General features: G+C 56.5%; 22 protein-coding genes. 14 read left to right on the top strand and 8 right to left on the bottom strand.

Going from position 1 to position 19,977, the window contains the following annotated elements:
* Positions 1-2: 2 nt before the first annotated feature.
* From ACR0I1_RS08465 to ACR0I1_RS08450, 4 genes are read left to right on the top strand one after another with little or no spacing between them, the layout of a single operon-like run.
* Positions 3-1,130 (top strand): ABC transporter ATP-binding protein, encoded by a 1,128-nt coding sequence (locus ACR0I1_RS08465; RefSeq protein WP_170425908.1) that lies wholly within the window; start codon positions 3-5, stop codon positions 1,128-1,130.
* Positions 1,130-2,020, top strand: coding sequence for an ABC transporter permease subunit (locus ACR0I1_RS08460; RefSeq protein WP_170508943.1), 891 nt, complete (start codon positions 1,130-1,132; stop codon positions 2,018-2,020). The genes ACR0I1_RS08465 and ACR0I1_RS08460 overlap by 1 nt, the downstream gene beginning before the upstream one ends.
* Positions 2,017-2,835 carry an ABC transporter permease gene (locus tag ACR0I1_RS08455; RefSeq protein ID WP_480705894.1) on the top strand — a complete coding sequence of 273 codons (819 nt, stop codon included), beginning with the start codon at positions 2,017-2,019 and terminating at the stop codon, positions 2,833-2,835. Before ACR0I1_RS08460 ends, ACR0I1_RS08455 begins: the two co-directional genes overlap by 4 nt.
* Complete coding sequence (locus ACR0I1_RS08450) at positions 2,832-4,133, top strand: NAD(P)/FAD-dependent oxidoreductase (protein WP_480705892.1); 1,302 nt, start codon at positions 2,832-2,834, stop codon at positions 4,131-4,133. The genes ACR0I1_RS08455 and ACR0I1_RS08450 overlap by 4 nt, the downstream gene beginning before the upstream one ends.
* Here the strand turns inward: ACR0I1_RS08450 and ACR0I1_RS08445 are convergent.
* The 3 genes from ACR0I1_RS08445 to ACR0I1_RS08435 are packed head-to-tail and all read right to left on the bottom strand — an operon-like array spanning position 4,128 to position 6,957.
* Complete coding sequence (locus tag ACR0I1_RS08445) at positions 4,128-5,099, bottom strand: phosphotransferase family protein (protein WP_480438899.1); 972 nt, start codon at positions 5,097-5,099, stop codon at positions 4,128-4,130. The two genes, ACR0I1_RS08450 and ACR0I1_RS08445, sit on opposite strands and share 6 nt — an antisense overlap.
* Positions 5,050-5,727 carry a flagellar hook capping FlgD N-terminal domain-containing protein gene (locus ACR0I1_RS08440; RefSeq protein ID WP_480705890.1) on the bottom strand — a complete coding sequence of 226 codons (678 nt, stop codon included), beginning with the start codon at positions 5,725-5,727 and terminating at the stop codon, positions 5,050-5,052. Before ACR0I1_RS08440 ends, ACR0I1_RS08445 begins: the two co-directional genes overlap by 50 nt.
* A gap of 3 nt (positions 5,728-5,730) precedes the next feature.
* Positions 5,731-6,957 (bottom strand): flagellar hook-length control protein FliK, encoded by a 1,227-nt coding sequence (locus ACR0I1_RS08435; protein WP_480705888.1) that lies wholly within the window; start codon positions 6,955-6,957, stop codon positions 5,731-5,733.
* A gap of 115 nt (positions 6,958-7,072) precedes the next feature.
* Between ACR0I1_RS08435 and ACR0I1_RS08430 the strand changes: the two genes are divergently transcribed.
* The 6 genes from ACR0I1_RS08430 (at position 7,073) to ACR0I1_RS08405 (ending at position 10,760) form a co-directional block, all read left to right on the top strand.
* Positions 7,073-7,345 (top strand): rod-binding protein, encoded by a 273-nt coding sequence (locus tag ACR0I1_RS08430; RefSeq protein WP_170732842.1) that lies wholly within the window; start codon positions 7,073-7,075, stop codon positions 7,343-7,345.
* A complete protein-coding gene (locus tag ACR0I1_RS08425; RefSeq protein ID WP_480705886.1) occupies positions 7,338-7,685 on the top strand; it encodes a flagellar biosynthesis protein FlgN in 348 nt (115 codons plus the stop codon). The genes ACR0I1_RS08430 and ACR0I1_RS08425 overlap by 8 nt, the downstream gene beginning before the upstream one ends.
* A 210-nt stretch (positions 7,686-7,895) precedes the next feature.
* The gene (locus tag ACR0I1_RS08420) at positions 7,896-9,113 is read left to right on the top strand and encodes a flagellin N-terminal helical domain-containing protein (protein ID WP_170406757.1); all 1,218 of its coding nucleotides are present in this window, start codon (positions 7,896-7,898) and stop codon (positions 9,111-9,113) included.
* Positions 9,114-9,190: 77 nt separating this feature from the next.
* Positions 9,191-9,565 carry a flagellar biosynthesis regulator FlaF gene (gene flaF, locus ACR0I1_RS08415; protein ID WP_480705884.1) on the top strand — a complete coding sequence of 125 codons (375 nt, stop codon included), beginning with the start codon at positions 9,191-9,193 and terminating at the stop codon, positions 9,563-9,565.
* A complete protein-coding gene (gene flbT, locus ACR0I1_RS08410) occupies positions 9,565-9,966 on the top strand; it encodes a flagellar biosynthesis repressor FlbT (protein WP_170398959.1) in 402 nt (133 codons plus the stop codon). The genes flaF and flbT overlap by 1 nt, the downstream gene beginning before the upstream one ends.
* Positions 9,963-10,760: a DUF1217 domain-containing protein gene (locus ACR0I1_RS08405; RefSeq protein ID WP_480705882.1), complete on the top strand. Its 798-nt coding sequence runs from the start codon at positions 9,963-9,965 to the stop codon at positions 10,758-10,760. Before flbT ends, ACR0I1_RS08405 begins: the two co-directional genes overlap by 4 nt.
* A 119-nt stretch (positions 10,761-10,879) precedes the next feature.
* Here ACR0I1_RS08405 and ACR0I1_RS08400 read toward each other — a convergent pair whose 3' ends face one another.
* From ACR0I1_RS08400 to ACR0I1_RS08390, 3 genes are all read right to left on the bottom strand, one after another.
* A complete protein-coding gene (locus ACR0I1_RS08400) occupies positions 10,880-12,439 on the bottom strand; it encodes a DUF427 domain-containing protein (protein ID WP_480705880.1) in 1,560 nt (519 codons plus the stop codon).
* A 90-nt stretch (positions 12,440-12,529) separates the two neighbouring features.
* Positions 12,530-13,231, bottom strand: a complete 702-nt coding sequence (locus ACR0I1_RS08395; protein WP_170398951.1) for a winged helix-turn-helix domain-containing protein — start codon at positions 13,229-13,231, stop codon at positions 12,530-12,532.
* The gene (locus tag ACR0I1_RS08390) at positions 13,203-13,490 is read right to left on the bottom strand and encodes a hypothetical protein (RefSeq protein WP_170398948.1); all 288 of its coding nucleotides are present in this window, start codon (positions 13,488-13,490) and stop codon (positions 13,203-13,205) included. Before ACR0I1_RS08390 ends, ACR0I1_RS08395 begins: the two co-directional genes overlap by 29 nt.
* 175 nt (positions 13,491-13,665) lie before the next feature.
* Here ACR0I1_RS08390 and ACR0I1_RS08385 point away from each other — a divergent pair, with 175 nt between their 5' ends.
* From ACR0I1_RS08385 to ACR0I1_RS08370, 4 genes are all read left to right on the top strand, one after another.
* The gene (locus tag ACR0I1_RS08385) at positions 13,666-14,145 is read left to right on the top strand and encodes a hypothetical protein (RefSeq protein WP_170425883.1); all 480 of its coding nucleotides are present in this window, start codon (positions 13,666-13,668) and stop codon (positions 14,143-14,145) included.
* Positions 14,146-14,254: 109 nt separating this feature from the next.
* Positions 14,255-14,872: a ribonuclease HII gene (locus ACR0I1_RS08380; protein ID WP_170465546.1), complete on the top strand. Its 618-nt coding sequence runs from the start codon at positions 14,255-14,257 to the stop codon at positions 14,870-14,872.
* A gap of 105 nt (positions 14,873-14,977) precedes the next feature.
* Positions 14,978-16,081 (top strand): site-specific DNA-methyltransferase, encoded by a 1,104-nt coding sequence (locus tag ACR0I1_RS08375; protein ID WP_170398940.1) that lies wholly within the window; start codon positions 14,978-14,980, stop codon positions 16,079-16,081.
* A gap of 132 nt (positions 16,082-16,213) precedes the next feature.
* Positions 16,214-17,596, top strand: coding sequence for an adenylate/guanylate cyclase domain-containing protein (locus ACR0I1_RS08370; protein WP_170398937.1), 1,383 nt, complete (start codon positions 16,214-16,216; stop codon positions 17,594-17,596).
* An 84-nt stretch (positions 17,597-17,680) separates the two neighbouring features.
* Here ACR0I1_RS08370 and ACR0I1_RS08365 read toward each other — a convergent pair whose 3' ends face one another.
* Both ACR0I1_RS08365 and mutY read right to left on the bottom strand, forming a co-directional pair.
* Entirely contained in the window at positions 17,681-18,817 is a 1,137-nt protein-coding gene (locus ACR0I1_RS08365; RefSeq protein WP_170646760.1) for an alkane 1-monooxygenase, read from the bottom strand.
* A gap of 59 nt (positions 18,818-18,876) precedes the next feature.
* Positions 18,877-19,932, bottom strand: a complete 1,056-nt coding sequence (mutY, locus tag ACR0I1_RS08360) for an A/G-specific adenine glycosylase (protein ID WP_480705877.1) — start codon at positions 19,930-19,932, stop codon at positions 18,877-18,879.
* Between the last annotated feature and the right edge of the window lie 45 nt (positions 19,933-19,977).

Raw genomic sequence — 19,977 nt, 5'->3', positions numbered from 1 at the left:
CCTTGAATTCTGAAGTCTTTGCGCCGTGGGATGACCCGCAGGCGAAACCCTTGATCCAGTTCCAGAACGTCACCAAGCGTTTTGGCGCATTCACCGCAATCGACAATCTTTCACTGGATATCTACGAGCGTGAGTTCTTTGCGCTGCTCGGCCCGTCGGGCTGCGGCAAGACCACGATGATGCGGATGCTGGCCGGATTCGAAACCCCTACCGATGGTCACATCCTTCTGGGTGGACAGGATATCGACCCGATCCCGCCCAACAAACGGGCGGTAAACATGATGTTTCAGTCGTATGCGCTGTTTCCTCATCTCAGCATCTGGGACAACATCGCCTTTGGCCTGCGCCGGGACAACATGCCCAAACGCGATCTGGAAGAGCGGGTCGATGAGATGCTGCGCCTAACTCGGCTGGAACAGTTCGCACGCCGCAAGCCGCACCAGATCTCGGGTGGTCAACGCCAACGCGTTGCGCTGGCTCGGTCATTGGCCAAAGCACCAAAACTGCTATTGCTCGACGAACCTTTGGGCGCTTTGGATAAGAAACTCCGTCAGGATACTCAGTTCGAGTTGATGGACATTCAGGAAAAAACCGGCACGACCTTTGTCATCGTGACGCACGATCAGGAAGAGGCGATGACCGTTGCCAGCCGAGTGGCCGTGATGGATCAGGGCAAACTGATGCAAGTGGCAACCCCAGATCGAATCTATGAGACGCCAAACTCGGTTTATGTTGCTGATTTCATTGGGGATGTGAATATCATTGAGGGACGAGCTACTGCAGCAGGCGACGAAAGCTATCAGATCGAGTGGGCAGAAGGGCAGCCCCCGTTAGCGGCGTCTTCTGCGACCCAACTGTCCAATGGTCAGAGCTGTCATCTGGCGATCCGGCCTGAAAAGGTCGCGATCTCTGCCGAGCGCCCGGTCGATGCAATCAACGCCATTCAAGGCAAGGTGCATGACATCGCCTATCTGGGCAACTTGTCGACCTATCATGTCGAACTGCCAAACGGCACGATCATCAAGGCGCAAACAGCGAATACCCGCCGCATCTCGCGCCGCTCGTTCACCTGGGAAGACCCGGTTTGGCTGTCCTGGACAGCGACTGCCGCAGTTCTGCTGGAAAACTGATGCGCCGCGCTGTTCTTATCGCTGTCCCGTATGTCTGGTTGCTGGCACTGTTCTTGGTGCCGTTCTTTATCGTCCTAAAGATATCGCTTTCAGACACCGCACTTGCCATTCCGCCCTACACTCCGACGCTGGACCTGTCCGCAGGTTGGGCGGGTATCAGGGATTTCTTCAGCCAGCTTGATCTGGAAAACTTTGTCTGGCTGACTGAAGATGATCTTTATTGGAAGGCCTATCTGTCCAGCGTAAAGATCGCGCTGATCTCAACGGTGTTGACGCTGATTGTCGGGTATCCGATCGCATATGCGATGGCGCGCGCACCTGAAGAGTGGCGACCTACATTCATGATGCTGGTCATCCTGCCGTTCTGGACTTCGTTCCTGATCCGGGTCTACGCATGGATGGGTATCCTCAGCAACGAAGGCTATCTGAACCAATTGTTGCTGTGGACGGGCATCATCTCGACCCCGCTGACCATTCTGAACACGAATACCGCAGTTTATATCGGTATCGTTTATACCTACCTACCTTTTATGATCCTGCCGATTTATTCGTCGCTTGAACGGATGGACGGGTCGCTGATCGAAGCCGCTGAAGACCTTGGGTGTTCGCGTCTGCAGGCATTCTGGTTGATCACAATCCCCTTGTCGCGCCCCGGTATTATCGCGGGCTGCTTCCTCGTGATGATTCCGGTGATTGGGGAATTCGTAATCCCCTCGCTACTGGGCGGATCGGGGACCTTGATGATCGGTAAGGTGCTGTGGGAAGAGTTCTTCTCGAACCGCGATTGGCCCGTCGCCAGCGCGGTGGCCGTGGTTCTGTTGCTCATCCTCGTGATCCCGATTGTGCTGTTCCAGCGCAACCAGCAAAAGCAGACGGAGGCAGAACAATGAACAGGCTGAGCTGGTTCAACACTGTCTCACTGACGCTGGGACTTGCCTTTCTGTATATCCCGATGATCATCCTGATCATCTTCAGCTTCAACGAAAGCAAGCTTGTCACCGTTTGGGCCGGGTTCTCGACCAAATGGTACGGCGAGTTGATGCAGAACGAAGCCTTTCTTGATGCAGCCTGGGTCACGCTGCGCGTTGCCGTATTCTCATCAACGCTGGCCACGATTCTGGGCACCGCAGCGGCCTATGTTCTGGTACGCGGTGGGCGGTTCTTTGGGCGAACACTGTTTTCCGGGATGATCTATGCCCCGCTCGTGATGCCCGAAGTGATCACGGGTCTGTCGCTGCTGTTATTGTTCATTGGCATCGGATTGGACCGGGGGATCTTGACCATCGTTCTGGCGCACACGACGTTTTCGATGTGTTTTGTCTCGGTCGTCGTGTCCTCGCGCCTTGTGACCTTTGATCGATCGCTGGAAGAGGCCGCACTGGATCTGGGCTGTTCTCCTGCGCAGGCGTTTCGCTTGGTGACCTTGCCAATCATTGCTCCGGCAGTGATTTCGGGATGGCTGCTGGCTTTCACCCTGTCGCTGGATGACCTAGTGATTGCTTCGTTTACATCTGGGCCTTCTGCCACCACCTTGCCGATCAAGATTTTCTCGGCTGTGCGTTTGGGCGTCAGTCCCGAGATCAATGCGCTGTCAACATTAATGATCGCGGTTGTCACGGTGGGCGTTATTACCGCGTCCCTGGTGACCAAGCGGGCGATGGTTAGGCAGAAACAGGATGAGTTGGCCGCGGCAAGCGCTGAATGAGGCGTATATTTCCTGATTATGCCTACGGCCCCGCGCCACGCGCGGGGTGTTGGTGGGATGAGACGATCGCGACCCCTGCTTGGCCAAAGCTCAAAGACGATATCAGCGTTGATGTCGCCGTCATCGGGGGCGGGTTTACCGGCTTGTCCGCCGCATTGCATCTGTCCGAGGCAGGGGTTTCGGTCGCTGTGTTCGAGGCGGAAACACCGGGCTGGGGGGCGTCCGGTCGAAACGGGGGCTTTTGTTGTCTAGGCGGGTCAAAGCTCAGCAAGGCTGGCCTGACCCGTCGCTATGGTCAGGTGGCAACGCAGACCTATTACCAAGCGGAAGAAGACGCCGTTTCACTGGTTGCTGACCTTCTGCGTGATAACCAAATCGACGCCGAAACGCATTCCAAGGGTGAAACTCAACTGGCCCATTCACGGCGCGCGATGGAACGATTGAGCCGGTCGGCCGATCCGGCCGGACAATTACATGAGATTGACGATCTGCAGGGCCTCGGGCTGGGTGGGGCGTTTTTCGGCGGCTATACAACGCCAATTGGCTTTGCCCTGAACCCCCGAAAGTATCTGTTCGGTTTGGCTGGCGCCGCCCAGGCAAAGGGCGCAACTCTGTTCCAGAACAGCCCGATCACGCAGATCAAACAGGCCGCCTCGGGATTCGTGCTGACCTCGCCTGCGGGTCACGTTCGTGCTTCGAACGTTCTGGTGTGCACAAATGGCTACTCAAGCGAGGATCTGCCGCCCTGGTTGGCCGCGCGTTATATGCCTGCACAGTCAACGGTTCTTGTGACGCGGCCTCTGACTGATGTCGAGCTGCAGGCGCAAGGCTGGACGTCGGATCAGATGGCCTATGACACGCGTAATTTGCTGCACTATTTCCGATTGATGCCCAATCGACGATTTCTGTTTGGGACACGAGGGGGGCTGCTTTCATCCCCTGGGGCTGAGGCGCGCATTCGGCAAAAGGCCTTCGGGGATTTCAGGCGGATGTTCCCCGCCTGGGACACGGTCGATGTCACACATAAGTGGTCCGGCATGGTTTGCCTTGCCCGGAACCTTGTGCCCTTTGTGGGCCCGGTTCCTGAGCATCCGGGGATGTATGCAGGGTTTGCTTACCACGGCAATGGCGTGGCGATGGGAACATATAGCGGTCGTGCTTTGGCGCGACTGGTGCTGGGGCAATCCGCAGACATTCCGTCCCCTATTGCGGGTGCGCCGGGGCGGTTTCCCTTTGGCCGTTGGCGTCGCGCTGTCATGCCGCCAGCCTATGCGTATCTGGGTCTGGCGGACCTATAAGGCCTCAACTTCCAACTCATACCCAATGGCATAATCAGCCGCACCGTTTTCGGCCCGCCAAAGACAATAAGCGGCCATGCGCCAGGCAAACCAAGGCCTCAATGACAGATAGCGTTCGGTGATATCGGGTTGGTCGTAGGCCTTAAGAAACAGCGTCTCTTCGGCCTCGGATAAGGGTGCGCCACGATAGAGTTGCTGCATCGCAGGTGAAAGGAATATCGCCAAGTCTTCACATGGGTCACCGAAGGCCGGGCATTGCCAATCGATCAGCGTCAGCCCATTTTTCGATTGCAAGATGTTTCCCGCGACCGGATCGCCATGGATCAAGCACCGCGCGGATAATGGCGGTACTTGGGCCTGAGGTTTTTTTGCAAGCAACGATCGCCGCTCTTCCGCGTGGCAATCAGCCAGAATTTGACACGCGTGCTGTTCCAGATCTTCGCTGCCATTGCAACCGTTAGGGAGGTCCAGATTGACCGGAATTTGGTGCAACCTTCCAAGCAGATGGGCCACGCCCGAAACATCGTCCTGCCAAGGGACGCCCGGTGCGTGGTCATAGTAGACCCAGCTGTCGTCTCCAAAGGAACCCGTGGCACGTAAATTGGGCACGAAGCCAAAGCTGTTGAGCGTGCGCAGACATTCTGACTCAAGCCGGGCATCGTTGCGAAACAAGGGGTTCTGAAACCGCGCACTGTATAGCTTAAGCACGGCATCACTATTGCCGGACAAAACCTTCCAGACATGATTGGTCCGCCCACCGTACAACACCTCGAAGGTCACGTCGTGGCGGATCAAACCTTGGGTGCTGAGCTGGGCAACGAGACCCGGGGGAGGTTGGTGATGATCAGACAGGACAGATACCGGGTTAGGGGGCGAGTCGCGATGCGCCAAGCTTTGGCCCGCCTTGCCTTCCAGATCAAGCGCCCGTGCGGATTTGCGTGACCATTTCGGCGGACACCTCTGCACCGCTCTCCAGTTTCAGGATGATGCCACCTTCGCTGACCTGTGCCTCTACCACCCGACCGAAGGCAGATGCGGGCGTGCTGGTTAGTAACTCACCTCGTTTGAAGCTCTCCAATGTGGCTGAGTAACTGCCAGCGGGAAAGGGATCACCGGCACTGCTGACCCCGGCCCACTCGAATTCGGCCTTATCGAGAGGCACAGGGACGCGGTCGACAACGGTGCCTTGGTCGTTGCGAATGACCAATTCGGCCCGATCTGCGGTTGCTTCGGCCTGCGCAAAGATCGGAACAGGCTGATCTTCAAAGCGAAACGGTGCGTCGGTTTTGACATTCATCCCAACCCAGCCGGTAAGCTGGTTCAGATTGACAGCACCTAGTGTCAGCGCCAGATCAGACAGAAGCTCATTGGCTTTGACCTGTTGTTCAACCATCGAAAACTGCGCCAGCTGAGAGGCATATTCGGAGGAATCCAGTGGCTCAAGCGGATCCTGATTGCGCGCCTGCACGGTCAGCATGAGCAGAAAGGTCTCGAAATCCGAAGTCAGTGCCGAACGTTCCGAATTGTTGTTTGCGCCGGGATTTGCACCCGTTACGGTCACTGAATTGGTCACTGAATTGGTCGCTGAAATCATCGGTTAAAGCCTCATATCAAGGCCCCTGTCAGGGCCGGTCGGGAGAGTAGGTGCCTCATGGTCAGAGTCGCGAGTCATTTCGCCGGTTTCTGAGGAGGGATCAGACTCTGACGGGTCACTATGCTGGGACGTGTCCCCGGACATGTTCAGATCAAGCGACAGATCCCCATATCCCAGCTTTTCGAACTCGGCAGTCAGGATCGCAATGTGGCGGCGCATCAGGTCCAGTGTTTCGGGCCGTTCAGCCGCGATCGTAAGATGAAACCCGTCCTCTCGACCGTTGAGCGTGATTGAGACGCGGCCAAGCTCTTCGGGGTTCAGGGCAATTTCAACGCCGCCGGTGCTTGGGCGGGCCGAAATCGAAGCGGCCAGTTGCCCCGCAATCGCGCGCGCGGTTTCCGCGCGGGCCATGGCGACGGGCATCGTTTGCGTCGTGTCGCGCATCGTGTGGCTTGCCGCTATATCTTTGACCACGGACGGGTCATCAAATTCCGCGCTGATCGCGGTATCAGCGATAGCATCGCCCGGTGCCCACCCGAGGCCCTGGGCCGCTATCTGCGGTTTCAAGGCGGCGGACATAACCGTTTGCCGCGCCATTTGCTCGGCTGCAGGCTCGACTGCTCGGGCAACGAGACGCGTCTCTGGTTCGGAGCTTGGCTGTTCAAGTTTCGAAACCGTATCCCCCACAAGGGATGCATCTAGCGCGCGTGGGGCCGGCATTTGGTATAGATATCCATTTCCGCTAACATCAGGGATCGGAACTTGGGTTGGCGCTCGAAGCACGTTTGCGTCAGGCCTTGGGGCAGCCGCTTCGGTCGAGCCTGCCTTTTGTCTCAGGGCCGAATTGCCAGCGACCAACTGCGAAATTTGCTGTATCGGGCTGGGCGGAGTGACAAAGTCTGTATCACCGACCGTGAAATCCGCTTGGCGGTTGGGCGCAATGGCAACCTCCTGCGCTACCATCTGTGGCTCGGCGGGCTCTGATTCCTTGGCTTTGATCGCCTCAGCTGATTCAGACACGGCAACAGATGCGATATCTGATTGCTCAGCTGGCAGGCTGGATTCAGCCGTCACCAGATCAACATCCTTCAACTCGATCTGATCGGCATCCTCATTCAGCACATCCTCAAAGGCAAACCCGCCATTGACATCCCGCTCCTTACCCTGAGATGCCCCGGGTTTGTCGCCCGTGGCAGGTGCAGCCGTCATGATCGTCAGCGGGTTGGGCATTTTTTGCTCCGGGCTTTCGTTGGTCTGGCCCGCACTGTGCCCAAAGGAAGTTACGTTTATTTTAACCGCTTTCCTCTTTGATCGAGAAAGTTCGAAGCAATTTTTGGAGAATCCGATGACGATTACAGCGACCGGTACGACGGCGTATTCCGCCCAGATTCCACAGAAGCTGAAAGCCGCCTCGGTTGAGCTGGAGGCCGCATTTCTGGCTGAAATGCTCAAGTCTGCAGGCCTCGGCCAAGCGCGAAGTTCCTTTGGCGGTGGCGCGGGTGAAGATCAGTTTTCCTCATTTCTGGTGCAACAGCAGGCGCAGCAAATGGCCAAGGCGGGAGGAATCGGCCTTTCTGAAGTTTTGTTCAATGCAATGATGGAGAAGTCGGATGGATAAAGACCCGGTTCACGCACTGGAAGACCTTTTGGATCTTGAGCGCACGGCCCTGATTCAGGGCGATTTGACCGATCTGGATCGATTGGTGCCTGAAAAAGAGAACCTGATCGGTGCAATAAATGATCTGCAGGTGTTGGACAGCGATGATCTGATCCGGGTTCAGAAGAAGGTCGTGCGCAACCAAGCCCTTTTGAACAGCGCGGCCGAGGGTATTCGGGCCGTAGCGGACCGAATGTCGGAACTGAACCGGGTTCAGCAGGAGTTCAGCACGTATGACGCCTCGGGTCAGCGCAACGGGTTTGTTTTGCGATCGCAGGCAAAGCTGGAAAAACGGGCATAGCATAAGGTTTGATTCAAATCCGAAATTTCGGATTTGCCCGTCTTAGCACTCCGTTAGGAGATCAGGGTCAAATGTGGCGATGCACCTGAAACAACGGGTGGCGCGAAGGCCACAAGGCACGACGCACAGGTCAGAACGACAGAATGCCTGCCGGTTTGGTGGGTCCAACATGGGCGTCAAACGCGCCCGAACGCTAAGAGGATGACAAATATGTCAAGCATTCTGACGAACAATGGCGCAATGGTTGCGCTGCAAACTCTCAAATCGGTCAACAAGAACCTCGCACAGACGCAAAACGCGATCTCGACCGGCAAGGATGTGGCTACAGCCAAGGATAACTCGGCTGTCTGGGCCATCTCAAAGGTGATGGAATCAGACGTCAACGGCTTCAATGCGATCAAGGACAGCCTGGCCTTGGGTGAATCCACTGTCGCAGTTGCTCGAAACGCCTCAGAAACTGTGACGGATCTGCTGAACCAGATGAAAGGCAAGATCGTTGCGGCGCAGGAAGACAACGTTGATCGTGCTAAGATCAACACCGATGTGGCCGCGCTTAGGGATCAGATCGAATCGGTTGTCGGCGCTGCCCAGTTCAATGGCCTCAATCTGGTGAACGGTGGGGCTGGCGCAAGCATTCTGTCCTCTTTGGATCGAGACAATGCAGGCAACGTGACAGCGTCTTCCATTAGTGTATCGGCGCAAAACCTGTCGACAGGTGGTTACACTGCTGCCGACGTGTTCACTGGAACTGACGGGGTCACTGCGGATACGGCCGACGCATTCGGATTTTCGTTGGATGGAAACGGCGGAAGCGATGATGATGGAAGCATCGTGATCGCTGATCCGGGCACATTGTCCGCTGGTGATACTTTCACGGTCCGACTGGGCGACGATGTCGCGTCTTATACAGTCCGGGCTGAGGATATCGCCGCAGGCAACGCGCCCGAAGAGATCATCGCTGCGGGGCTGAAAGCTGCCATCGAAGCTTCGGATGCCAATGTGTCGGTCGTCTATGATCCGGGCACGAACGCTGCACAGCTCGATATCACCAACGAAGGTTCAGATTCGCTGCAGATCAGCGGTCAATATGCCAACGCCAACTCTGGCGGTCTAGGCGCTCTGGCCTCGATTGATGTGTCGACTTCTGCCGGCGCATCCGCAGCGCTTGGCGCGATCGAAGGCCTCATCGATACTGCGATTGATGCCTCGGCGGCTTTTGGTTCGGCGCAGGGTCGGATCGAGACCCAGAAAGAGTTCATCTCGAACCTGTCTGACTCGTTTAAATCCGGTATCGGCTCGTTGGTTGACGCTGACATGGAAGAAACCTCGGCCAGACTGCAAGCGCTGCAGGTCCAGCAACAGCTGGCGACACAATCGCTATCGATCGCGAACCAGGCGCCACAGTCCATCCTGTCACTGTTCCGTTAAACATGAAACTTCTCCGGGGCGCGCGCGCCGTGCCCCGGGCTTAACTGCCCGCTGACGGACAATTGGAAGGATTTCAAGTGACACCCCAAACGCTCGCCCAACGCGCTTATGCGCAATCTGCCGCACCGACGCGAACACCTCGGGATACAGAGTATGAGGCGATTTCCAGGATTACACATCGGTTGAAGGCTGCTTCCACGCGGAAAACGGCTGATTTCCGAGGGTTCGTTCAAGCCTTGCACGAAAATCGCCGCCTGTGGACTGTGCTGGCAACCGATGTGGCGGATGCGGATAACGGGCTGCCGAGCAATCTGCGTGCGCGGATTTTCTATTTGGCTGAGTTTACCGAACAACACAGCAGCCAGGTGCTGGCGAACAAGGCGACCGTTGAGCCGCTGCTTGAGATCAACATGGCCGTGTTGCGCGGGCTACGTCATATGAGGGGCAACTGATGGGGGGTCTGGTCCTGAAACTTGCCCCAAAGGAACGGGTTCTGATCAATGGTGTTGTAATCGAAAACGGGGATCGACGCAGTCGGTTTTCGATCATGACACCTCAGGCAAATGTCCTGCGCCTGCGCGATGCCATTCACCCGGAAGAGGTCAACACGCCGGTACGCCGTGTCTGCTATGCCGCGCAGTTGGTTCTGTCAGGCGATACCGAACCTGAGCAGGCGCGCCAGCAACTTCTGCGGCGCGTGGAAGAGCTGAGCCAGGTTTTCACGGATGCCGACAGTCGCCGGGTCCTGGCCAACGCAACTGAAGCATTGGTGGCAGAGCAATACTATAAGTGTTTAAAGGCCTTGCGTTCACTGTTGCCGCGCGAAGAACGTCTGATGGCGTATCAGCAGTGACCTTCCAGCCGGTCATACCTTCAGGTGGTCTGGTTGGCTGGCGCTTTTTGCAGCGTACCTATGATGCGCAGCTTCAAAGCTATTCTGCCTCGGGGATCAATGAACGGGACGCAAGGTATTTTCTAGACAATATCGGCAAGGTCCAAACGGCCGAGGATCTGGTTTCGGACCGACGGTTGTTGCAGGTGGCTTTGGGTGCGTTTGGCTTGGAAGGTGATCTCGACAATCGGTATTTTGTCCAAAAAATCTTGTCCGATGGAACGCAGGCTGACGATGCGCTTGCGAACAGGCTGGCCGACGGCAGGTACCGTGATTTTGCCAATGCCTTTGGACTTGGTCCCGGCGATGTGCGCAAGACCGGATTGGTGGACGCCATGGAAAAGATCGCCGACGACAACTTGATTGCGCGATTTGAAATCTCGGTTGGTGAAGCAGATGAATCGATGCGTATCGCGTTGTACACCCAGCATGCATTGCGCGATCTGGCTGGCCAGGGTGGCAGTGAGGACAGACGGTGGTTTGATCTGATGGGGCTGCCCCCCTTGCGCAGTATGATGGAAACTGCATTGGGCCTGCCATCAGCATTTGCGCAACTGGATATCGACAAGCAGCTTGAGGTGTTCAAGGATCGGTTGCAGCGCGTTACGGGTTCATCCGATCTGGCGCAGTTCACTGAAAGTGAGGCAATCGAAAAGCTGACCGACACGTATCTGGCCCGCAATCAGATCAATCAAATCCAACAGACGATCTCACCTGCGCAGACGGCTCTGATCCTGCTGGGCGGTGGTTTTTGAACCATTGATGTCAACCAGACACGGTGTGTACGGTATCTCGCGCAAGGCCCTAGGTTGCCCGATCCGAGATAGTGGGTGGCACATTTTGAGGTTCAACTCTTGCGAAGTAAACTGTCAAATCAGGCATCGGCTGAGGTTTGCAGGGCAAATGATTTGATCGGTTGCGAGACGTTGTGCAGCTTGATCGCCCCTAAAGGGATCGCCTGTTTGCAAACAGGTTCGATATCTTGCGAGACAACAATTCTATGTCCGACGGTTTTGCCATATTCGCCCAATCTGGCAGCGACATTGGCGGCCTGACCGATCACGGTAAAGTCCAACCGTTCGCGCGAGCCCACATTGCCATAGGTGACGCGGCCATAGGCGACACCAATCGTGCAGTCGAAATCATGATCACTTCCGTCACTGCGCAATTCACCCAGTTTTTCGACGATCTCAGTTGCCGAAAGCTGCGCGCTGGATCGGGCTTTGGCGGCATCGTCACCCGCCGGGAAGACGGCAAGAACAGCGTCGCCGATGAATTTCAGAACTTCTCCGTCATGGTCGTGCACGATCCCTGAAACTGTCTCAAAAAACGCATTCAGTAGCTCGATATAGTCATCACGCCCCAGTTTTTCTTCCAATGCGGTTGAATTTCGAAGATCGCAAAACATGATCGCCGCATCTATGTCATCGCCATCACCGCGGCGAATCTCGCCCCCCAGAACGCGCGCACCGCTGCGCTTGCCTACATAGGTTTCCAGCAGAACCTGCGCGTTTTCGCGCTGCATGAAGACCTCGTAGAACCGCGCGATGACGGTAGAGCATTCAAAAACCAGACCCAGATTCTCAGTCGTGAACCCATCGGGATGATCGCAAGTCAGGGTCAGGACATTCGTTCGCCCATCCGAGAAAGGCAGTGGCATGGCAACGTAATCGGTGGCCCCTTTTGCGCGCAGGTCTTCGATGATCGGAAAGCTGTTATGCGGATTGTCGTTGTTCAGGCGCTGGCGGACACCACCCAACCCGTTTGAAACGTGACGCAGAGGGCTATTGGTAAAGGCAGGGTGATCATGAATTTCATAGGTCGGAGTGTGGGTCGAAATCTCAGCCGAGTCTTTCTCCCAGATATAGTGTTTGCCTGCGATCAGCGGATGCAGCGACCAGACCAGAATGCTTAGGCGTTGAATGGCGATGCCATGTTCCAGCATTTTCTCGGCCAGCGTTTTTGTAAAGGCATCAGGAGTGTTAATTTCGGACGCACCGCGCATCAGCCAATCGATCAGGGGGCCGCTGATATTGCCATCGTCGGGTTGACGCAGTTGGTTGTCGCCGAGGTCGATCCGCGTCGCGGTATCCGGCATGAATCCAATATGGCCCTGAATGGCCGCGCTTTCAGGGAAGGCGTCTTCATAAGCCCAAATCGAGTTCGTAAGGCGCTCTTCCGGCAGGCTAATGTCGTGATAGGTTGCGGTACCCTTGAAGGGGCAGAACGTCTGCAATTCGGTCTCAGGGCTGAGTTCGACGCACAGGTCTTCGCGCGGAACATAGATCGCGGGAGGTAGCCGCGTTTCGTACATCACTTTGGCGTTGTGGCTTTCGGCCAGCAGTATTTCACCACGGTAGATCGCGATCCGTCCCTGCAGCGGCTCAACTGATATCCCATAGCCTTTGACATTCGGTGTGGCATGGACGTTCATCTGCAACCTCCCTTGGCCAAGCCCTTATATCATGGGTCTTGAGGGCGAGAATTCCAAGATGCGCACGTAGATTTTACCGCAATGGCATCCTCAGACCATTTGAATAACGTCTTTCTCAATCGACAGCATATAGCCCTTCTTGGCGATGTTCTTCACCAGCAGCTCACTGACCATCTGATTTCCCAAGGCGTCGCGCAGGCGTTTGATCCGGGTTGCCCCGGCGGCCTCATCGCAATCTGCAGCGTTTCTGCCCGAGATCATCGCTTCGATCTGGGCACCCGACAGGACCTCGTCATCCAGCCGGGATTCAGCCAGAACCGAAAGCGTTTCCATCGCGGCGGGGGTCAACTTAAAATCCATGTTGTTGAGATAAACGGTATTCTCTTCACGGCTGATCAGCAGGGATGTTACCTGGATCCCCGTCCGTTCAATCTGGGCCATGCGGCGGTTCAGCAGAACCAGCATGACCAGAAAAACAAGCGCGGTGATCAGCATGGCGCTGGCAAAGACCAGCAGCACGAAGATGACCATTCGATAGCTGGATAGCGTATCGGCAAAGGCGGTGCCCGATTGCGCCAGAATCTCGAGCAGACGGATTTCCGATTGCGAGGTCAGGTCAGCCTCGACAAACAGCCGTTCAACCCGCGCGTTGAAGGCATTTGCGTCCGGTAGCGTCCAGAACAGGAAAACCGCTGCAGTCACCAGGATCGCGACGATTGCCGCAATCCCCAGACCAACCAGCCGAACCCCCGAACGACGCGCCTCAGTAACGGAGATAGTATTTTCCGGCATTGGCCTTCCTTTGATCCAATCCACCCGCCTCGAAAACGGTCATCACGTTCAGCAGGGTCCAGCCGTTTGATTTCAGCCGCTTGGCGACTTCTTTGCGGGCCGAGCCTTTATCGCAGCTTGAGACCTGCATGACGCCATAGTGCAGGCGTAAGGGATTGTCCTGCTTGGCCTTGTAGTCGGCATAGCAATCTGCCGCGATGGCTTGCGACCCAACCGATATCAGGGCCGTCAGAGCCAGAGAAGAGAGGATCTGTTTCATGGGCTGCATCCTGCGCATGGGTTGGGTGGATATTCAATAACCTCAGGGGGTTTGTGGTGCTGATATTGAATAACAGTATGCCGTTATTGCTTGTCTGAACGGGGTGGTCGCAGTGTCAGGTTATCAAATTCGCGGTCGGTAACCGGCCTGCCCATTATCCGAAAGGACACGCATCATGCACCGGAAATTTATCGCTCTGATCATAGCAACCGCCGTCGCCATTACGGGGATCTCAGCGTCGCAGGCACGGGCGGCAGATACCCGAGATATTCTCGGCGGATTGGCTGCGATCGCGCTCATAGGTGCTGCGGTCAACCACTATCATCAGGAGAAAAAGCGCGACGAAGAGGCAGAGCGCCGCAAGCGTCACAAGCAGGCTGAAGCCAAGGCGAAGAAGGCCAAGAAAAAACATGCTGTACGCCCGTTGCCAAAGCGGGTGGCGCGGTATGACCTACCGCAGCGTTGCCTGCGCACGTTCAATGCCTATTCGAACAAGCGTCCGCTGCTTGGGCCAAATTGCCTGAAGAAGTACTATAAACATGCCGATAGCCTGCCACACCAATGCAAGGTTGGTTTCTGGAATGGTAAAAAGGTAAAACGGGCATACGAACCCGCCTGCCTGCGCCAGAAAGGATACCGTGTCGTTTACCAGTAACAGGTTTCGAGCAGGAGTGGCGCCATAGAAGCGCCGCGCGGGAGAGGGTGGCGCAAGCTGCCCTCTCTTTTTACTTGCGAAGCGCTACGAAACGCGATTTGCCAAGGGTATGACGACACCTGATTATGAACTCGAACGGGCTTTGCTGGCACGCGGATATGTCCGAATTGCCGGGGTGGATGAGGTTGGGCGCGGTCCGCTGGCCGGCCCGGTTGTAGCCGCAGCGGTTATTTTGAACCCGGATGACATTCCCGCTGGGTTGAACGATTCAAAAAAACTGACGGCCAAGCGTCGCGGCGGTTTGGATGAGATATTGCGCGACCGGGCAGAGGTCGCGGTGGCCGAAGCCACGGTTGCAGAGATCGATCAGCACAACATCCTGCGCGCCTCGCATCTGGCGATGGTACGCGCGGTAGCTGCGCTGGACCCGGCTCCGGATTTCTTGCTGATTGATGGCAACATGATCCCGCGCGGTATGAAATTGCCTTCGCAGGCGGTGGTGAAGGGCGACGCACGGTCGGTGTCGATTTCGGCAGCGTCGATCATTGCAAAAATCTGGCGTGATCAGCTGATGGTGGATTTGGCGCAACAGCATCCCGGCTATGGGTGGGAGGCGAATGCCGGATATCCGACAAAACAGCACCGCGAGGCGTTGCAAAATCTTGGCGTGACCCCACACCATAGACGTTCGTTCAAACCGGTCCACAATATCTTGTATCAAGAGTAAATCGTAAGTCGCTGATTCAAAAAAGAAATTGACGGCGAATCATCTTTGACTCATCCTTGTCTCAACCAAATGAGCGCAAAAGCGCCGTGGAACTGAGGCAGTGATATGACCACAATCAAAACAAAGGGCGCAGCCGCGCTCCCTTTAAACACGATTCTATCCGGTGACTGCATCGAGGCGATGAACAGTCTGCCCGAGGCGTCGGTTGACCTGATTTTTGCGGACCCCCCGTATAATTTACAGTTGAAAGGTCAATTGCACCGGCCCGATAATTCTCAGGTCGATGCGGTCGATGATCACTGGGATCAGTTCAGCAGCTTTGGGGCTTATGACCAGTTCACGCGGGAATGGTTGAAGGCTGCGCATCGTCTGCTAAAGCCCAATGGTGCGATCTGGGTGATTGGGTCTTATCACAACATTTTCCGCGTGGGTTCCGCCCTGCAGGATGCGGGCTATTGGATCCTGAACGACGTTGTGTGGCGCAAGTCCAACCCGATGCCAAACTTCCGTGGCAAGCGATTTACCAACGCACATGAGACAATGATCTGGGCGTCCAAGCGTGAGGGGGCCAAGTACACTTTCAACTATGAAGCGTTGAAGGCACTGAACGAAGGTGTGCAGATGCGCAGCGATTGGGTACTGCCGATCTGCACCGGGCATGAACGGCTCAAGGACGAAAACGGCGACAAAGCGCATCCGACACAGAAACCGGAATCACTGCTGCATCGTGTCCTGATTGGCTCGACCAATCCCGGTGACGTGGTGCTGGATCCGTTCTTTGGCACGGGCACCACAGGTGCTGTAGCGAAAATGCTGGGGCGTGAGTTCATTGGGATTGAGCGCGAAGAAAGTTATCGCAAGGTGGCTGAAAAGCGTATCTCAAAGGTCCGTAAGTTTGACCGCGAAGCGTTGGAAGTCAGCGCCAGCAAGCGTGCTGAGCCGCGCGTGCCCTTTGGCCAATTGGTCGAACGCGGCATGCTGCGCCCTGGTGAGGAACTGTATTCGATGAACCAACGCCATAAAGCCAAGGTCCGCGCCGACGGGACTCTGGTAGGGCAGAACGTCAAAGGTTCGATCCATCAGGTTGGCGCGCATCTGGAAAATGCTCCGTCTTGTAATGGCTGGACCTATTGGTGCTTCAAACGCGATGGCAAAACCGTGCCCATCGACGTGTTGCGTCAGCAGATCAGGGCCGAATTGCATAACTGAATACCGCCGGTGCCTGTGGCCTGACACAAGGCACTACGCCTTGCCCCGCCGTTACCGGCGGGGTCTTTTGTTTTTGCCTGTGAGATGATTGCATAGGGCAGCCCCTGACAGCCCTTTTGGGAGATAAAGGCAATGACCGAGACCACCGCCAGTCAATCCCGCCTTAGCCGGTTCTTTGTTACGCAACCCGACAACTTCGATCTGGACAACAAATATACCGAGGCAGCACTGGAACGACACAAGCGAGAGGGGCTTGAACTGGCCGTTCGTGCACGTTGGATCGCGATGGCGTTGACCGGGCTTTTGCTGATCTATCTGAATCCCCAGTGGGAGGTCTTATGGTACCATTTCATCCTGCTTCTGATCTGCGCCAATGGTTGGCTGATCCAACGCGCGGGTCGTGTGGGGCAATCCCGGACCGAGTTGCTTTTGATCTTCGTCGATCTGCTGATCATGACGCTGGGGATGATTGTGCCCAACCCGTTCAGCGACGACGTGCGACCACTGGCGATGCAGTATCGGTTCGACAATTTTCAGTATTTCTTCATTATCCTGGCAGCAGGGACGCTTGCCTATTCCTGGCGCACTGTCATTGCGATTGGTTCGTGGACGGCGATGATGTGGACGGCTGGATGGGTGATCGCTTGGTGGGTCGCCACCCCGATCCCTGGGATTAGCGAGCGTGTGGCCGAGGCTTTGTCAGGCTACCCGGATGTGGCCGAGTTCATGGATCCCAACAGTTTCATGCCAACCCTACGCATCCAGCAGGTGATCGTTTTTGTCATGGTCGCAGTGACGCTTGGGGTGTCGATGCGCCGCCTCAATCGCTTGCTGATGTCCAATGCTGGGCTTGAACGTGAACGCGCGAATCTGTCTCGATACTTTTCGCCGAATGTGGTGGATGAGCTGAGCCAGAACGACGAACCTCTGAAGCAGGTCCGCAAAGAGGATATCGCGGTTCTATTTATCGACATCGTTGGCTTCACCAAGTTCTCGGCTGGCCGTGATCCATATGAGGTTATTGAAGTTTTGCGTGGTTTCCACGCCCGAATGGAGACCGAGGTGTTTCGCCATCACGGAACACTCGACAAATACTTGGGCGATGGGCTGATGGCCACGTTTGGAACCCCCGTACCCGGAGAACTGGATGCAAGCAATGCGCTGGCATGCGCGCGGTCCATGGTCGAGATGATCGATCGTTGGAATTTGGAGCGCAAGCGCGCGGGTGAGCCAGAGATTCGTATCGGGGTCGGGGTTCATTATGGCTCGGTCGTACTGGGGGATATCGGTGCAAACCGGCTGGAATTTGCAGTGATCGGCGATGCGGTGAATGTTGCCGCGAAGCTAGAGGCCCTGACGCGCGATTTTCAAGCGCGCATCATTGTCAGTGATGCATTGCGGTCTCAGGCCCTTAGCGAGACGCCAAATGCGCAAGACATGATGACCGGGTTTGCACAGCACTCGGACCAGCCTGTTCGCGGTGTTACAGCCCCGATGGATGTCTGGGTGCTGTAGCAACCAGGGCTCCCGCCTGTCAGCACCGGATCAAAGATGTGATCCTTCCCGTTGGGCCGGGCAGCGCGCTGGTGCGCGCTGCAGTCAGGTGCGAGGGGCAGGGTTGTGCGCTTTGTTGTAAGGCTTCCAGTTGGTGATTTCGGGATAGTATTGACGCCGCCAAGCGCGGACCCTCGGATTCATGATACGCCGCCACAAGGGCGGGATCATCGCGGCAAGGGTCATGACCGGATATCCATGAGGCAGTTGCGGCGCTGCGTCCTGCGTATGGTGTTGCAGCAATGGAAAGCGCCGGTTTGGCTTGTAGTGGTGGTCCGAGTGGCGTTGCAAGTTTATCAACAACCAATTCGAGGCCTTTTGTGACGCGTTCCAGGAATGGCGCGGGTGCACATGCTCATATTTGCCATCGCCCAGATATTTGCGCGTCAGCCCGTAGTGCTCGACATAGTTAACAAGTTCAAGCTGCCAGATCGCGGTGCCGGCCTGTACCAAAAACAGGCCTAGCCCTGCCCATCCGCCGATCAGAAATGCTAGCAGCAGCATGGCTCCTTGCAGGCTCCAATAGCGCCAGAACGGGTTTGCCGGGTCGGTCCACGGGCGGTCTTTGCGGGCCAGTTTTTCCCGCTCAGCCCGGAAAGCTGAAATCAGGCTTTGGCGCAGAACGCGCGGATAGAACCGGTGGAAACCTTCGTTGTAGCGAGCGGTTACCGGATCACGCGGGGTTCCGACGTAGCGGTGGTGAACCAGCAGGTGCTCGGACCGGAAATGGGAATAAAGGACCATCGACAACAGTAAATCGCCAAGCCAGCGTTCCAGTTTGCCTTTCTGATGCATCAGCTCGTGGCTGTAGTTGATCCCGATCGTTCCGGAAAGGACGCCCATGCCGAAGAACACGCCGATTTTTTCGACCGAGCTCATATTTACGGCTCGGGTAGTGTACCAGATCAGCCCATAGAGCGTGAGGAATTGCACCGGCGCCCAGGCTTTGGTCAGCCAGATATACCATTGCAGCCCCGCATCTGGCGTATCCGGGTCGGCGTTTTGAAGGTTTAGGCCGGTCAGCCGGTCTAGCACCGCAAAGACCCACCATGTCGAAAGCGGTACCAGCAGGACCCACCATCCGCCTGCCGTAGTGGTCATCCAGATCAGTGGGATCAGGAGGTATGAGACCCAAAAGGGAAGGGCGGATTGCCATCGGGACAGGGTGTCAGATGCGATCATGTTGAGGCTCCGAAACGTTGGCGGCACCGTAGACCGCGCACTGGGCTTTGCCCAGCGGTCTATTGGCCGCGCCAGAGGTCAAAAGCCTTGCGCATAACCGTGGGCAGGTCGCTGGGCCTGAATTGGTGTTTGTCCATGACTGTCAGACCGTTCGGATCGCAACCGTCTGGCAATTCGGTTGTCCAAATACGCAGGATCAGGTGAAAGTGGGTGAAGGTGTGTCTCACTTCACCGGGGATTTCGTGCCATCGCGCCGGGAACGGAGGGCTTTCCAGCGGTGTTTCGGACCAGTCCGAGCTAGGCCAGCCCAACATTCCGCCCAGCAAACCCTTGTCGGGGCGGCGTTCCAACAGCAGGGCACCATCTCCGCGTTGGGCGATGTAGATGTGGCCCAGCCGGGTGGGTTTGGGCTTCTTGGGCGTTTTTTGCGGCAGTTCCACCTGCGTCCTCGCCTTCCGCGCCAGACAGGCCGCATGCAGGGGGCAAATACCGCAAGTCGGAGATTTTGGAGTACAGATCGTTGCACCCAAATCCATGACAGCCTGCGCGTAATCTCCGGGCCGGTGCTGCGGGGTCAATGCCGCGGCTTTTTTCTTTAACAGGGGTTTTGAGGCGGGCAGGGGTTCGTGAATATCATAGAGCCTTGCCATGACCCGTTCGACATTGCCGTCCAGGACAGTTTCTGGTCGATCAAATGCGATGGCTGCTATGGCCGCCGCCGTATAGGGGCCAACGCCCGGCAGTTCCAGTAGTGCATCGTAATTGTCGGGAAACTGCCCGTTATGCGCGGACGCAACCACCCGCGCGCATTTCAGAAGGTTGCGGGCGCGGGCGTAATAGCCCAGGCCAGCCCATTCCCCCATGACCTGATCATCTTGCGCATTGGCAAGGGCTTCGACGGTTGGCCAGCGCGTGGTGAAACGAACAAAATAGTCGCGAACAGCGGCAACGGTCGTTTGTTGCAGCATCACTTCGGATAGCCAGACGCGGTAGGGGTCTGGTGCTACGCCTGCGGCACGCGCTGCCGGGCCAATACGCCAAGGCATTTCACGTGCGTGGCGGTCGTACCAATCCAGCAGCGTATTGCTCAGGTCAGATTCGGTGCAGTCACGCAAGTTTTATGTAACTCTCTGTCGGGTTTCACTGGCGTCCGGGTATCA

Source organism: Ruegeria sp. B11, from assembly GCF_056539785.1.
This window is presented reverse-complemented; position numbering and strand designations above follow the sequence as displayed.